Annotated in this window: 10 protein-coding genes and 1 riboswitch; of the genes, 4 read left to right on the top strand and 6 right to left on the bottom strand. The window is 69.3% G+C overall.

The features are described 5' to 3' along the window. Positions 1-92 precede the first annotated feature (92 nt). The 3 genes from BW971_RS16980 to gcvP all read left to right on the top strand — a co-directional run bounded on the left by BW971_RS16980 (position 93) and on the right by gcvP (position 5,435). Positions 93-1,478, top strand: coding sequence for an MFS transporter (locus BW971_RS16980; protein ID WP_083710205.1), 1,386 nt, complete (start codon positions 93-95; stop codon positions 1,476-1,478). Further along, positions 1,475-2,248 carry an ArsR/SmtB family transcription factor gene (locus BW971_RS16975; protein WP_076481995.1) on the top strand — a complete coding sequence of 258 codons (774 nt, stop codon included), beginning with the start codon at positions 1,475-1,477 and terminating at the stop codon, positions 2,246-2,248. The genes BW971_RS16980 and BW971_RS16975 overlap by 4 nt, the downstream gene beginning before the upstream one ends. An 83-nt stretch (positions 2,249-2,331) precedes the next feature. Next, a riboswitch (glycine riboswitch) is annotated at positions 2,332-2,429 on the top strand. Between the two features lie 171 nt (positions 2,430-2,600). Next, positions 2,601-5,435 (top strand): aminomethyl-transferring glycine dehydrogenase, encoded by a 2,835-nt coding sequence (gene gcvP, locus BW971_RS16970; protein ID WP_076481992.1) that lies wholly within the window; start codon positions 2,601-2,603, stop codon positions 5,433-5,435. A 17-nt stretch (positions 5,436-5,452) separates the two neighbouring features. Here gcvP and BW971_RS16965 read toward each other — a convergent pair whose 3' ends face one another. The 6 genes from BW971_RS16965 to guaB1 all read right to left on the bottom strand — a co-directional run bounded on the left by BW971_RS16965 (position 5,453) and on the right by guaB1 (position 14,073). Then, complete coding sequence (locus tag BW971_RS16965) at positions 5,453-6,619, bottom strand: substrate-binding domain-containing protein (RefSeq protein WP_083710203.1); 1,167 nt, start codon at positions 6,617-6,619, stop codon at positions 5,453-5,455. A gap of 80 nt (positions 6,620-6,699) precedes the next feature. Further along, positions 6,700-8,883, bottom strand: a complete 2,184-nt coding sequence (locus BW971_RS16960; RefSeq protein WP_076481986.1) for a malate synthase G — start codon at positions 8,881-8,883, stop codon at positions 6,700-6,702. A gap of 63 nt (positions 8,884-8,946) precedes the next feature. Further along, the gene (locus tag BW971_RS16955) at positions 8,947-9,843 is read right to left on the bottom strand and encodes a 3-methyladenine DNA glycosylase (RefSeq protein ID WP_076481983.1); all 897 of its coding nucleotides are present in this window, start codon (positions 9,841-9,843) and stop codon (positions 8,947-8,949) included. Between the two features lie 3 nt (positions 9,844-9,846). Continuing rightward, positions 9,847-10,920 (bottom strand): hemolysin family protein, encoded by a 1,074-nt coding sequence (locus BW971_RS16950; protein WP_076481980.1) that lies wholly within the window; start codon positions 10,918-10,920, stop codon positions 9,847-9,849. Next, on the bottom strand, positions 10,917-12,413 hold the full coding sequence (locus tag BW971_RS16945) for a hemolysin family protein (protein ID WP_083710200.1): 1,497 nt from the start codon (positions 12,411-12,413) through the stop codon (positions 10,917-10,919). Before BW971_RS16945 ends, BW971_RS16950 begins: the two co-directional genes overlap by 4 nt. Positions 12,414-12,633: 220 nt before the next feature. After that, a complete protein-coding gene (gene guaB1 / locus BW971_RS16940; protein WP_076481978.1) occupies positions 12,634-14,073 on the bottom strand; it encodes a GMP reductase in 1,440 nt (479 codons plus the stop codon). 179 nt (positions 14,074-14,252) lie between these two features. On the opposite strand from guaB1, the gene BW971_RS16935 reads away from it, so the two are divergent. After that, positions 14,253-15,167, top strand: coding sequence for an NAD-dependent epimerase/dehydratase family protein (locus BW971_RS16935; RefSeq protein WP_076481975.1), 915 nt, complete (start codon positions 14,253-14,255; stop codon positions 15,165-15,167). The last annotated feature ends 16 nt before the right edge of the window (positions 15,168-15,183 follow it).

Below are 15,183 nucleotides of genomic sequence, written 5' to 3'. Positions count from 1 at the left end.
GGCCCGGGCCGGATCGCGACGGCTGTCGCGGGAGTCGTGTGTGACGCGATACTTCGGGCGGCACCGAATCGTTCTGGCCCGACGATGGGGACATGGCCACCCGCAACGATTCCATCGCGACCTCGACACCGGTGAACAGCGCCCGCGGCCCGGTACGTGCTGTTGCGCTCATCGCGCTGTCGCTCACCTTCGGCGTCGTGCAACTCGACGCCACCGTCGTCAACGTCGCGCTGGACACCATCGGACGTGACCTCGGCGGCGATCTCGGCCTCAGCCAGTGGTTGGTCGAGGCGTACGCCGTCCCCTTCGCATCACTGTTGCTCATCGGCGGAGCCGCGGCAGATCGCTTCGGTCACCGCCGAGTCTGTGTGGCCGGATTCGCGTTGTTCGCGTTCGCTTCCGTGGCCGCGGGACTGGCCACCGGATGGTCGGTGTTGCTCGCGGCGCGGGTGATCCAGGGGGTCGGAGCCGCGGCCATGCTCCCGGCGTCGCTCGCGTTGGTCGGTGAGCTCTACCCCGAGCGTCACCAACGCGCCCGGGCTCTCGGGATCTGGGGTGGTATCGCCACCCTCGGGTTCGCGGCGGGCCCGTTGGTCGGCGGGGCACTGATCAGCACGATCGGCTGGCAGTCGATCTTCTGGATGAACGTCCCGGTCGCGCTCGTCGTGGGCGGGACCGTTGCCATCACCGCACCACACGACCGGCCGCAGGACCGCCCACTCGATCGCACCGGGAGCCTGGTCGCGGCCGCAGGTCTGGCGGCGGTGGTGGCCGGCATCATCGCGGGCGGCCAGGGACGAGTGGTCGCGACGGTGCTGTTGGTGGTGCTCGCCGCGGTCGCATTCGTCGTCTTCGTCGGAGTCGAGCGAAGGACACCTCATCCGCTGCTACCGCGCAGCGTGCTCGCCCGACCCGCGCTGCACTGGACGATGGTGACGGGCTTCGGCTTCAACTTCGCGATGTACGGTTCGCTGCTCTGCGTCACGCTGACCCTGCAGAAGGCGCATGGATTCGGTGCTCTGAGCGGCGGATTCGCCACGGTGCCGATGGCAACGATCGTATTCGTCGGGGCCACGGCCAGCGGAGCGCTCACCGCGCGGTGCGGCCCTCGGTACCCGATGGTCATCGGTCTGGTGCTGGGGGCCGTCGGTACAGTCGGCATCGGTACCGGTGCGCTGTTGCGGTCACCCGGGTACATCATCACCGGTCTCGCGATGTGCGGGCTCGTGTCACTGTCGATGCCCGCCATGACCTCGGTGGCGCTCGGTGCCGTGGCTGCTGATCGTGCCGGACTCGCCGGCGGCGGATTGAACACCACGCGCCAGATCGGCGGTGCCCTGGGAGTGGCGATGATGGGTGCGATCCTCAACGGGCTCGGGTACCGGTACGGGCTCGCGGTCGCCGCGCTGCTCGCGACGATCGTTCTCGCCATCGCCTGTGCCTCCGCGGTCGCCGCCACCAGGGAGGAGGGTTCGTGACCGGGTCGACGCATCATCGGGTGTCGCCGCGGGGCGGGGACGCCGATCTCGCCGCCGTCGCGGAACTCATCGGTGACCGAGCTCGCGGCAGGATCCTCCTGGCGCTGTCCGGAGGCCGTGAGTTGTCGGCGAGCGTATTGGCCGCCGAGGCGGGCGTCAGCCGGTCGACCGCGAGTGAACATCTGCGGCGTCTGAGCGACGGCGGTCTGGTCGTCGCGCGGATCGATGGACGGCACCGCCACTACCGGCTCGCCGGTGACCAGGTGGCCGAGGCATTGGAACGGCTGATCGAGCTTGCCCCCGCACAACAGGTGAACTCGTTCCGGGGGAGTCGCCGTGCCGACAAGCTGCGGGTGGCGCGCACCTGTTACGACCACATCGCGGGGCATGTGGGTGTCGGGATGATGCGCGGGATGCTCGAGTACGGCTACCTCACCGGTGGTGACGGTCGGCTGGATCCGGCCCGGGGTGGTGGGGACCGTCCCGCGGCTCCCGGCAACGACCACGACTATCAACTGTCGGATGCCGGTCGGGACTTCATCGCCGACATCGGCATCGAGCTGCCCGTGGGCCGTCGGCCACTGGTCCGCTACTGCGTCGACTGGACCGAGACGCGCCACCACCTGGCCGGCCGGCTCGGCCGCGGGTTGTACGACCGGGCGCTGAGCGCCGGTTGGGTGGATCCGCTGCCGACCTATCGTGCGCTTGCCGTCACCGACCGTGGTGTGCAGGCGTTCGCCGAGCACTTCGGACTGGTGCTGGAGCGGTGACACGGGGCGGGTCGACCCGTGATCGGCCCCTCGGGCACGCCACCCGGACCACACACGCGCACCCGACTACACTGATGTCACGTCGCTGCGACACGGGAGAGCGTCATCCGGAATCCGGATGACCGCCGAAGGAGCAACACCTCCCCGTCAAACTCTCAGGCACCCGGACCGTGTCGCGACCGACGACTCTGGAAAGTGGCGACCCGTCGCCCGCCCACGGTGAAAGGCCCTACCCGGGCTGAATCTCTCAGGCGTCCCGCCCGCATCCGCGTCCGGGACATGACAGAGGGGGAGGATCGCCCATCGCATCGCCCGGCACGCCGCGGCCGATGCCGAGCCCGGAGGTCCGCCCGTGGTGCACACCGACTTCGCCGACCGTCACGTCGGCCCCGATGCCGGCGAGATCGCCCGCATCCTGCAGACGCTGAACATCGACTCCCTCGACGACCTGGGTCGCGCGGTGGTCCCGTCGGCGATCGCCGACGGTGCCGCGGCCAACGGCCTCGACGCGTTGCCTCCCGCGTTGTCGGAGGTGGGGATCCTCGCCGAACTCGCCGACCTCGCCGCAGCCAACACCGTGGCCACCACGATGATCGGGCTGGGGTACTACGGCACCCTCACCCCGCCGGTGCTGCTGCGCAACATCATCGAGAACCCTGCCTGGTACACCGCGTACACGCCCTACCAGCCGGAGATCAGCCAGGGCCGACTCGAGGCGCTGCTCAACTTCCAGACCATGGTCGCCGATCTCACCGGGATGGAGGTGGCCAACGCCTCCATGCTCGACGAGGGCACCGCCGCCGCCGAGGCGATGACCTTGCTGCGCCGCGCGGGGAAGAACAAGTCGCCGAGGTTTCTCGTGGACACCGACGTCTTCCCGCAGACCGCGGCGATCATCGAGACGCGGGCCGAGCCCCTGGGCATCGAGGTGGTGTACGCCGACCTCACCGCGGGCCTGCCCGACGGAGAGTTCTTCGGGGTGCTGCTGCAGACCCCCGGTGCCTCCGGTCGGGTGGCCGACACGGCGGCGGTGATCGCGGCCGCGCACGACCGCGGTGCTCTGGTCGCGGTCGGTGCCGACCTGCTGGCCATGACCCTCATCACCCCGCCCGGTGAGGCCGGGGCCGACGCGTGCTTCGGCACCACCCAGCGTTTCGGGGTGCCGATGGGCTTCGGAGGACCGCACGCGGGATATCTGGCCGTGCACAGCCGTCACGCGCGTCAGCTGCCCGGCCGCCTGGTGGGCGTGTCCAAGGACGCCGACGGCAACCTCGCCTACCGACTGTCGTTGCAGACCCGGGAGCAGCACATCCGTCGGGAGAAGGCGACGAGCAACATCTGCACCGCCCAGGTGCTGCTCGCGGTGCTCGCCGCCATGTACGCCGGCTATCACGGACCCGACGGGCTACGGGCCATCGCCGCGCGGGTGCACGCGCATGCCGAGACCATCGCCGCGGCGCTCGGTGCCGCGGTGGTGCACGCCCGCTTCTTCGACACCGTGCTGGCGCACGTGCCCGACCGTGCGGCGTCGGTGGTCAACGCGGCCAAGAACCACGGCATCAACCTGCGCTTCGTCGACGACGACCACGTGAGCATCGCCTGCGATGAGCTCACCACCGACGACCACGTGGCCGCCGTGCTGGACGCCTTCGACGTCACGCCCTCCGACGAGACCGCGGCGGCCGTCGACATCGCCGACCGCACCTCTGAGTACCTGACCCACCCGGCGTTCAACCGATACCGCACCGAGACCGCCATGCTGCGCTACCTGCGTCGGCTGTCGGACAAGGACATCGCGCTGGACCGCAGCATGATCCCGCTGGGCTCGTGCACGATGAAACTGAACGCGACCGCGGAGATGGAGTCGATCACCTGGCCGGGATTCTCGGCGATCCACCCGTTCGCCCCCGCCCAGGACGTGCCCGGATACCTGCAGCTCATCACCACCCTGGAGGGGTGGTTGTGTGACATCACCGGATACGACCGGGTCAGTCTGCAACCCAACGCCGGGTCGCAGGGCGAGTACGCGGGACTTCTCGCCATCCGTAAGTACCACCTGTCGCGCGGTGACGAGAACCGTGACATCTGTCTGATCCCGTCGAGTGCGCACGGCACCAACGCCGCGTCGGCGGTGATGGCCGGGATGCGAGTGGTGGTGGTCGCCTGCCGCGACAACGGCGACGTCGACGTCGACGACCTGCGCGCGAAGATCGACGCCCACGCCGAGCGGCTCGCGGCGATCATGATCACCTACCCGTCCACCCACGGGGTGTTCGAACACGACGTCACCGACGTGTGTGGCGCCGTGCACGATGCAGGCGGTCAGGTGTACGTGGACGGTGCGAACCTGAACGCGTTGGTCGGGCTCGCCCGGCCGGGCCGGTTCGGCGGCGACGTCAGCCATCTGAACCTGCACAAGACGTTCTGCATCCCGCACGGGGGTGGCGGGCCGGGCGTGGGTCCGGTTGCCGTGCGCGAGCATCTGTCGCAGTTCCTGCCCGGGCACCCACTGGCACCCGGTCTGGGCGACGGTCCCACCATCGCCGCGGCGCCCTACGGGTCGGCGTCGATCCTGCCGATCACCTACGCCTACATCCGCATGATGGGAGCCGGCGGATTGCGCAGGGCGACGCTCACCGCGATCGCGGCCGCCAACTACGTCGCCGCGCGGCTTCGCGACCACTTCCCGGTGCTCTACACCGGAGAGAACGGGTTGGTGGCACACGAGTGCATCCTCGACCTGCGCGAGATCAGCAAGCGCACCGGTGTCACCGTCGACGACGTGGCCAAGCGTCTCGCCGACTACGGGTTCCACGCGCCGACCATGAGCTTCCCGGTCGCGGGCACCCTGATGGTGGAACCCACCGAGAGCGAGAACCTCGACGAGATCGACGCCTTCTGTGACGCGATGATCGCCATCCGCGGTGAGATCGACCAGGTGGCCGAGGGGGAGTGGTCGGTGGAGGACAGCCCGTTGCGCGGCGCGCCGCACACCGCCGAATGCCTCGTCGCCGAGGACTGGGACCGTCCATACAGCAGATTCCAGGCCGTGTACCCCAACGGCCTCCCGTCCACGGGTGCGCGGGAGAAGGTGTGGCCGTCGGTGCGGCGGATCGACGGTGCGTTCGGCGATCGCAATCTCGTCTGCAGTTGCCCACCGCTCGAGGCGTTCAGCGAACCGGTCTAGGCGGCGACCGCGACTGATCAGCGGTCGACGATGCGGGTGAGCGCGGCCGCGGCGGCCGCCTCGGGTGCGGCCAACGGGGTGTCGACGGCCGGGAAGGTCACCGCGGCGGTGGACTGCGGCAGCGGTGCCGCGGCCCGGAACCCGTCGGACGCCAGGGTCTTCTGCTGCTCCGCGCGACGCAGGAAGGTGACGAAGTCGGTGACGGCGTCGCCCGCCGTGGCGTCGACGTGCGATCCGGTCAGGGTCACCACCGGGTAGTCGGCGATGGGGGTGGCACCGCTCGGCAGGATCTCGGCGACGTCGAGCGCGGGGTCGGCGCGCGTCAGCGCATAGAGGCCCTGCTCGGTGGTCGCGACCGCGTGCACCGCCCCCGACGCCGGGGTGCCGGAGCCGATGGCCTTCACCGCACCGCTGATCGTTCCGTTCGGCGCGGCCGGTGCCCGCCGGACGAGATCCCGCAGGGTGGTCGTCACCCTCGGCGACCCGACGTCGGCACCGGACAGCGGACCGGTCGTCGAGCGCGACACCGCGGCGGCCACCGCCTGGGCGGCCAGCAACCCGGCGTCGGACTCCGGGCCACCGGGTACCGCCATGCGCAGGCTGCCCCAGCCCCGCAACCCCAGGGCGTCCAACGCATTGTCCCGTGTCTGCAACGTCGGCAGGTCCAGCCACGCGACCTTCGACCCCGCGGTCGAGGCGAACTCCCGGGACACCGCCAGCACCACCGGTGAGGTGGTCAACGACTCCGGCGACCCGGCGACCACACCCGCCCTGGTGGAGGCCAGCTGCGCACTCCACAACGACGACGGTGGGATCCAGGCGGCCGGGAACGATCCCATCGACGCCTGGTCCCAGTTGCCCGCGAGCGCGTCGAGGGTGACCTTGGGATCGGTCGGCCGTACCTCGACGGTGATGCAGTGGTCCCGCGCCTTGGGGGCGGTGGCGTTGTAGGTCGTGGCGATCGACGAGAGCGGGTCGGCCAACGCCGGGGCGACCGCCACCGACACAGTCTGCGGGCCCTTGACGCACCGGTCGGCGTCGGCATTGCCCTGATCGGTGATCCGGTCACCCAACTGCGCCCACAACACCCCGGCCACCACCAGCACCACCACGGCGACGATGGCCACCAGCAGGCCACGGCTCACCCCGCGGCGTGCGGTCCCCGACGAGCGGTGCTTACCCACGCCGCGTCCTCCTCTGCGGTCGAATCAGGCTCTGCGGTCGAACCATCGGCGGCCGACGGCCGGGTCGGACCCCGGTGCTGTCAGGCGTTCGCGGCCTTGTACTCGCGCCGACGGCGGTGCAGGATCGGCTCGGTGTAGCCACTCGGCTGCGTGGTGCCCTCGAGGATGAGTTCCCTGGCCGCCTGCCAGGCGATGCTGGAGTCGAAGTCCGGTGCCATCGGCGTGTAGGTGGGGTCCTTCTCGTTCTGCCGATCCACCACCGGCGCCATCCGTTCCAGGGAGGCGGTGATGTCGTCCGCGGACACGATTCCGTGCCGCAGCCAGTTGGCCAACAACTGGCTGGAGATGCGCAGGGTGGCCCGGTCCTCCATCAGCGCGACATCATGGATGTCGGGGACCTTGGAGCAACCCACACCGGCGTCGATCCAGCGGACCACGTAACCCAGGATCGACTGACAGTTGTTGTCGAGTTCCTGCTGCTTCTCCTCGTCGGTCCAGTCGGTGGACGGGGCCAGCGGAATGGTCAGCAGCTCATCGATGGACGCCGGGTCACGCTTGGCGATCTCGTCCTGCCGCTCGAACACGTCCACCAGGTGGTAGTGCAGCGCGTGCAGGGTGGCGGCGGTCGGTGAGGGCACCCAGGCGGTGTTCGCACCGGCCTGCGGGTGGCCGATCTTCTGCTCCAGCATGTCGTGCATGAGATCGGGCATCGCCCACATCCCCTTGCCGATCTGCGCCTTGTGCTGCAACCCGGCGTGCAATCCGGTGTCGACGTTGTGGTCCTCGTAGGCCTTGATCCAGGTCTGCGCCTTCATGTCGGCCTTGCGGACCACCGGTCCGGCCTCCATCGAGGTGTGGATCTCGTCTCCGGTGCGGTCCAGGAAGCCGGTGTTGATGAACACCACCCGTTCGGAGGCGGCGTTGATGGCGGCCTTGAGGTTGAGCGTGGTGCGACGCTCCTCGTCCATGATGCCCACCTTGAGGGTGTTGCGCGGCAGGCCCAGGGCCTCCTCGACCCGGCCGAACAACTCGACGGTGAAGGCGACCTCGTCGGGACCGTGCATCTTGGGTTTCACGATGTAGATCGATCCGGTGCGCGAGTTCTGCAGACCCTCGGCGGAGGTCCCGTGGATACCGATGAGACCGGTGACCAGGGCATCGAGGATGCCCTCGGGAACCTCCTGACCGTCGGCGGTGAGGATGGCGTCGTTGGTCATCAGGTGCCCGACGTTGCGCACGAACAGCAGTGACCGACCGTGCAGCTCGAGGTCGCTGCCGTCGGGTGCGGTGTAGGTGCGGTTGGCGTTGAGCACGCGGGTGAAGGTCTTGCCGCCCTTGGCGACCTCCTCGGCCAGGTCACCGCGGTTGAGTCCCAACCAGTTGCGGTACCCCAGCACCTTGTCGTCGGCGTCGACCGCGGCCACCGAGTCCTCGAAGTCCATGATCGTGGTGATCGCGGACTCGACGACGACGTCCTTGATGCCCGCCGGATCGGTGGACCCGATGGGGGAGTCGGGGTCGATCTCGATGTCGAGGTGCAGGCCGTTGTGGCGCAGCAACACCGAGGTGGGCGCGGTCGGTTCGCCGCGGTACCCGACGAACGCCGACGGATCGGCGAGCGTGGAGATCGCGTCGTCGGCCAGCGTCACCTGCAGCGACCCGTCGACCACCGCGAACCCGCGGACGTCGGCGTAACCGGCGTGTTCGAGGGGAACAGCCTTGTCCAGGAAGTCCTTCGCGTAGGCGATCACCTTGTCGCCGCGCACCCGGTTGTACGAGGTGCCCTTCTCGGCGCCGTCGCTCTCCGGGATGGCGTCGGTGCCGTACAGCGCGTCGTACAGGGACCCCCACCGCGCATTGGAGGCGTTCAGTGCGAACCGTGCGTTGAGCACGGGGACCACCAGCTGGGGTCCGGCCGTGCTGGTGATCTCCCGATCCACGTTGTCGGTGGTGATCTGGAAGTCCTCGGGCTGCTCGACGAGGTACCCGATATCGGTCAGGAACTGCTTGTACCCGGCCATCGCCTCGGCGTCGGAGGGGTCGAAGTCCCGGTGGGAACGATGCCAGTCGTCGATCTGCTGCTGCAGCGAGTCGCGCACCCCGAGCAGTTCCGCGTTCCGCGGCGCGAGGTCGCCGATGATCGCGGCCGCGCCGGACCAGAACTGATCGGCGTCGACTCCGGTACCCGACAACGCCTCGTCATTGATGAAGTCGTGGAGAACTCGTGCGACCTGCAGGCCGTTCACCGTCACGCGATCTGACATTCGCCCTCACTCCTCTATTCCTGCGCCTGATGTGTCGACGCCCAGGTTACCCGTGGGTAATGGTCACGGATCAGCCCGGTCGTGGGCGTCGATCAGGGCGGCGGTGGCCTCGATGAGCCGCCGACGCACGGCCGCGGCCCGGTCGGCCAGTGCGGTCTGTTCGCGCACGTAGTCGGCCCGCCCGCTCGGTGTCTCCACCGGCACCGGGGCCAACCCGTGGTCGGTGAGATCGTAGGGGCTCGCGCGCATGTCGAGGTGACGGAAGTCCAGTGCCAGGGCGAAGGCGTCGCACACCAGGTCGGAGACGACCAGGGGGCTCAGCTTGAACGCCCACTTGTACAGGTCCATACCCGCGTGCACGCACCCCGGTTGCTCGTCGGCGACCTGCGACTCCCGCATGGGCCGGGTCTGGTTGCGCGGTGCGGCGGGTTCGGTGAAGAAGCGGAACGCGTCGATGTGGGTGCATCGCAACTGGGACGACTCGACCACCGCGTCCGTGTCGGCGGCCGACAGCCGCATCGGTACCGGGTGTCGGGTCCGGTCGGTGCGATAGACCATCGCCCACTCGTGCAGGCCGAAACAGTTCAACCGGGGTGCGCGGGCTGCCGTCGCGGTGAGCAGCCGGTGGACGAAACGGGCCGTGTCGATGCGTTTGTGCAGCTGCCCGTGGTCGACCGTCGCGGCGGGCCGGCCCACGCCATCGGTCAGCGCCCGGTAGCCGGGACGACGCGCGTGGTCGGGGGCGTCGTCCAGGATCACCCCGAACCCGGGATGCCAGCGACGTAACGCCGACGGCTTGTGGTTGTAGTAGGTGAACAGGAACGACCAGACCGGGTGTGGGGTGCCGTCGGCGCCACGGGGCGGGTGGGAGGTCAGCAGCTCGTCGATCCGGTCGCCGTGTGCCTGCTCTCGGGGCCGCCAGACCTCGGCGGGCAGGGTGATCGATGCGCCGGTGGTCATGATTCAGACCCGGTGGGTCTCGTCCCGCACGGTCCCGACGAACTCCTCGACCAGATCCTCGAGCGCGACGACCGCGACCGTGCGGCCGTTGGTGTTCACCACCGCGCCGAGGTGTGAACTGGTCCGCCGGAGTGCGGCGGTGGCCGCGTCGAGCGGGGTGTCGGCGGACAACACCGGCAGCGGGCGGATCTTGTCCGCCCCGATGATGGTGTCCGGTCCGGCCTCGTCGTCGACGATCTCGTCGAGCACGTCCTTGAGGTGGAGGTAGCCGGTATAGGTGCCGTCGGTGGAGCGCACCGGGAACCGGGAGTACCCGGTGTCGGCGACCGCCTCCTCGATCGAACCGAGGGTGGGCCCCATGCGGCCGGAGCCGTCGCTGGTCGCGGCCACGCTGCGCAGGTCGTTCAGCGGGATCGCCACTTCCACCACGGTGCGGCCGGAGGTCTCCAAGGCGCGGGTGAGACGGGCGTGCTCCTCCGCGTCGATCAGCCCTTCCTCACGGGATTCGCCGATCATCTCCGACAGCTCGACCGCCGACACCGTCGCGTCGAGTTCGTCCTTCGGTTCCACCCCGGCGACACGCAGCGAGATGTTCGCCAACCAGTTGTAGAACGCGATCAGCGGTCGGGACACCCTGATGAACACCAGATGGGTGGGGACCAGCAGGATCGCCATCCGTTCGGGCCCGGCCAGCGCGATGTTCTTGGGCACCATCTCACCCAGCAGGATGTGCAGCACCACCACCAGTGCCAACGCGATGGTGAAACCGATCGGATGCAGTAGCGCCTCGGGCACGTGTGCGAGCTCGAACGGCTTCTCCAGCAGATGAGCGATGGCCGGTTCGCCGACCCGTCCCAGCAAAATGGAGCAGATGGTGATGCCCAACTGGGACGCGGCCAGCATCAGGGTCAGGTTCTCGCTGGCCTTGATGACCTTCGCGGCCTTGCGCTCGCCCTGTTCGACCATCGCCTCGAGACGGTCGCGGCGGGCGGAGATCAACGAGAACTCCGCACCGACGAAGAACGCGTTGGCGGCCAGCAGCAGGACCGTGAGCACCACACCGAGGACGTCGTTCATCGCTGCCTGCCCCCGTCGGTCTCACGGATGGGCGACGCGGTCGTGACGTCGTCCTGGACGTTCTCGAGGTGACTGCTCACGGTGGACAGCTCTGCCTCCGCGGGATCCTTGGCCAGCCTGCTGGCGACCTCGTTCAGCGGCTGTAGGCGGACCACGTCCACCCGGCGGTGATCCATCGCCACCACCGTCGCCCGCCAGGCGGGTTCCAACGGCACGGGGTCGTCGGAGTCCTCGTCCTCGTCGGCGATGGTGGCCTGGACGGGCAGGTCGGTCTCGTCGCCGGTGGTCGGTATCCGACCCAGGCAGAACATCACCAGGCCGCCGAGGGTGTCGTAGGGACCGTCCGGAGGTCGGTACCCGGTGGCCTCGGTGAGCTCGTCGACCCGCAGCAACCCGGCACAGACGTACCCGGCACCGTCGGTCTGCACATCGGCCTGTTCGTGATCGTGTTCGTCGGTGACGTCCCCGACGATCTCCTCGATGAGGTCCTCGGTGGTGACGATGCCTGCGGTGCCGCCGTACTCGTCGATGACCACGGCGACCTGCAGACCGTCCGCCCGGATGCGGTCCATCAGGGTGTCGCCGTCGAGGCTGGTCGGGACCACCGGGACGGTGCGGGCCAGGTCGGCCATGGTGGTACTGCGACGTTCCGCGGCGGGTTCGGTGAAGGCCTGTTTGACGTGGACGAACCCCAGGATGTTGTCCAGGTCGCCGTCCTCGACGATGGGGAAGCGCGACAGGCCGGTCCGCGACGACTCGGTGATCAGGTCGAGCACGGTCGCGGCGCGGTCGAGCGACTCCACCCGCACCCGCGGGGTCATCAGTTCCTCCGCGGTGCGTTCGCCGAAGCGCAGCGAGCGTCCGACGAGTGTGGCGGTGCCCTGATCGAGGGCGCCGTGCAGTGCCGAGTTGCGGACCAGGGAACCGAGTTCCTGCGGTGATCGGGCCGACCGCAGTTCCTCCGCGGGCTCGATCCCCAACCGTCGGACCACCCAGTTGGCGGAGTTGTTCAAGGCCTTGATGGCCCACCGGAAGACGGCCGAGAACACGATCATCGGACCGGCGGTGAAGCGGGCGGTGGGCAACGGACGTGCCACCGCGAAGTTCTTGGGGATCAGCTCGCCGAGCACCATCGACAACGACGTGGCCATGACGAGGGCGAGGATCAGCGACACGACGTCGGTGGCCGAGGTGCTCAACCCGATGGCCCCGAACAGCGGACCGAACAGTTCGGCGAGTACCGGCTCGGCGATGTAACCGGTGATCAGAGTGGTGATGGTGATGCCGAGCTGCGCACCCGACAGCTGGAACGACAGCGTGCGGTGTGCTCGGCTGACCTGCTTGGACCGGCGGTCACCGCGTTCGCGGACACCGGCCTCGACGGTGGACCGTTCCAGTGCGGTCAGCGAGAACTCGGCGGCCACGAAGAGTGCGGTGCCCAAGGTGAGTGCGATGAAGCCGATCAGGCTGCCGACGATGATGAGGATCTGCACGTCTCACGACCGTCCGGCGGCCGCGGTGATCGGCGGGATCAGGGGTGAATCGAGCGGAACGACGGGCGCGGTTGACCCGGCCGGGTCATACGGGCTCAGGATGTCCTCCAGGTCTGGCTCAGATCCCGTTCAGGGAGTGCCGACCAGTCTAGGCGACCTCGGTGGGGCGACCCAGTCCAGGCGCGGTGGTCGTCGACGGTCGCACGCCGGCGGTCAGGTGTCACCAGCCGCCCGGTAGCGGTCGGCCCTCGGCGAAACCGGCGGGCGACTGCACACCGAGCACCACATTCCGATGCAGTTCCTCGAGGTTGCGTGAACCGGTGTAGGTGGCGGTGCTGCGCACACCGGAGCAGATGTGATCGATGAGGTCCTCGACTCCCGGACGGTCCGGGTCGAGCTTGATCCGCGAGGTGGAGATACCTTCCTCGAAGAGCGCCTTGCGCGCCCGGTCGAATGCCCCGTCCGACGACGTGCGCGCGGCCACGGCGCGCTTCGAGGCCATCCCGAAGCTCTCCTTGTACGGCTGCCCCGACGAGTCGACGCGCAGGTCACCGGGCGATTCGTAGGTGCCGGCGAACCAGGAACCGATCATCACGTTGGACGCGCCCGCGGCCAGCGCGAGAGCGACGTCACGCGGATGCCGCACCCCACCGTCGGCCCACACGTGTCCGCCGAGCTCGCGGGCGGCGGCGGCGCATTCGGCGACCGCGGACAGCTGCGGACGCCCCACGCCGGTCATCATGCGGGTGGTGCACATGGCACCCGGGCCCACGCCCACCTTCACCACGTTCGCGCCCGCACCGATGAGGTCGGCGGTGCCCTCGGCGGAGACCACGTTGCCCGCCACCAGCACGACCCCGAGGTCGGCGGAGGCGACCTGCTCGACCGCGGCGATCATCTTCTCCTGGTGGCCGTGGGCGGTGTCGATCACCAGCAGGTCGGCACCGGCGGCCACCAGGGCCTTCGCCTTGCCCGCGACGTCACCGTTGATCCCGACCGCCGCGCCCACCCGTAACCGACCCTCGGCGTCGACCGCCGGTGTGTAGATGCCGGTGCGCAACGCGCCCGTGCGGGTCAGCAGACCCGCGAGTCGACCGTCGGGGGCGGTGAGCACAGCGACGCCGAGGTGACTGTCGACCAGTGCTTCGAACACCTCGCGGGCCGGGGTGTCGGCGGGCAGACCGACGAACTTGGGGTCGAGGACCTCACCGAGCCGGGCGAACCGGTCGACGTCCGCACATCCACTCTCGGTGACCACGCCGACCGGGCGGCCTGCGTCGTCGACCACCACCACCGCGCGGTGTGCGCGTTTGGGCAGCAGAGCGAGTGCGTCGGACACCGAGTCGTGCGGACGCAACACCACCGGTGTGTCGGCGACGAGGTCCCGGCTCTTGACGAACGCGATCGACTCCTCGGCGGCGGTGGTGGGCAGGTCCTGCGGCAGGATGACCATCCCGCCCCGTCGCGCCACCGTCTCGGCCATCCGCTTCCCGGCCACCGCGGTCATGTTGGCGACCACGATGGGGATGGTGGTGCCGGAGCCGTCCACGGTGGACAGGTCGACGTCGAAACGTGAGCTCACGTCAGACCGCTGGGGAACGACGAAGACGTCGTCGTAGGTCAGGTCGTGAGGAGCGTCATGGCCCTGGAGGAATCGCACGTGCGCCCATGCTACCGGTGGCCACCTCTCGTCCGGCGAATTCTCCCCATCGCCGGATTGTCCCCATCGTCGAATTGTCCCCGCGCGGCATACGACGTCTCCTAGGCTGCGGGTGGCATTGCACCTCGTCGATCACGCCATCGACGCATCACGTCCGCGACGTCGGGAGGCCATCGCACATGCGGTTGTTCGTCACCGGTGGCACCGGCGCGTTGGGTCGGCATGCGGTGCCCGCGCTGGTGGGCGCGGGCCATGACGTGCGTGCGCTCGCGCGCTCGGCGCGCAAGGCCGAAGTGTTGCGCGACCAGGGCGCCGAGCCGGTGTCGGGGTCGATCGTCGACCGCGATGCGCTGGCCGCGGCGTTCAGGGGATGTGACGCCGTGGTTAATCTGGCCTCCTCGATACCGTCGACGACCTCGTTCGTCCGGGCATCCGCCTGGGACGAGTGCACCCGCGTCCGCGCCGAGGGGTCGGCGGCCATCGTCGATGCCGCCCTGCGTGTGGGCGTCGGTCGCTTCATCCAGGAATCGGTCGTCATGGTCTATCGCGACGGCGACGATCGGTGGCTCGACGAGCAGTCCGCCGTCGACCACTACCCGATCACCGTCGGCAACCACGCCGCGGAGCGGAGTGCGCGCAGGTTCACCGAGGCGGGGATGCACGGCCTGGTGTTGAGATTCGGTCTCTTCTACGGGCCCGGCGCCGCGCACAGTGAACAGTTCGTCGACCTCGCCCGCCGTCACGTCGGGTTCACCGCCGGCCGCGCCGACTCGTTCCAGTCGTCGATCTATCTACCCGACGCGACCACGGCGATCGTCGCGGCGCTCACCGCACCGTCGCATCTGTACAACATCGTCGACGATCGGCCGGTGACCAAGCGGGAGAACGTCGACGCGCTGGTCGCGGCCACCGGACGCCGGGCCTGGCTCCGCGGGCCCGGCCGCGCCGCCGAACTCCTGGGCACCCGCACGACGTCGCTCACCCGGTCGCTGCGGGTGAGCAACGCCGCGTTCCGCGAGGCGACGCCCTGGCGTCCGCGGTTCCCGAGTGTCCGCGACGGATACGCCGACATGGTGTCGGCCACTCGGCGATAGCGCATTGTCGGCGCGT

The organism is Williamsia sterculiae, from assembly GCF_900156495.1.
In the GTDB taxonomy this organism is placed as follows: Bacteria; Actinomycetota; Actinomycetes; order Mycobacteriales; family Mycobacteriaceae; genus Williamsia_B; species Williamsia_B sterculiae.
The sequence above is the reverse complement of the archived record's forward strand: the minus strand, read 5'-3'. Positions and strand labels throughout refer to the sequence as shown.

Bases quoted from the DNA above. Each gene is read 5' to 3' on its own strand.
- BW971_RS16950 (WP_076481980.1), bottom strand. From the start codon at position 10,920: ATGAACGACGTCCTCGGTGTGGTGCTCACGGTCCTGCTGCTGGCCGCC.
- BW971_RS16960 (WP_076481986.1), bottom strand. From the start codon at position 8,883: ATGTCAGATCGCGTGACGGTGAACGGCCTGCAGGTCGCACGAGTTCTC.
- BW971_RS16955 (WP_076481983.1), bottom strand. From the start codon at position 9,843: ATGACCACCGGCGCATCGATCACCCTGCCCGCCGAGGTCTGGCGGCCC.
- BW971_RS16980 (WP_083710205.1), top strand. From the start codon at position 93: ATGGCCACCCGCAACGATTCCATCGCGACCTCGACACCGGTGAACAGC.
- BW971_RS16935 (WP_076481975.1), top strand. From the start codon at position 14,253: ATGCGGTTGTTCGTCACCGGTGGCACCGGCGCGTTGGGTCGGCATGCG.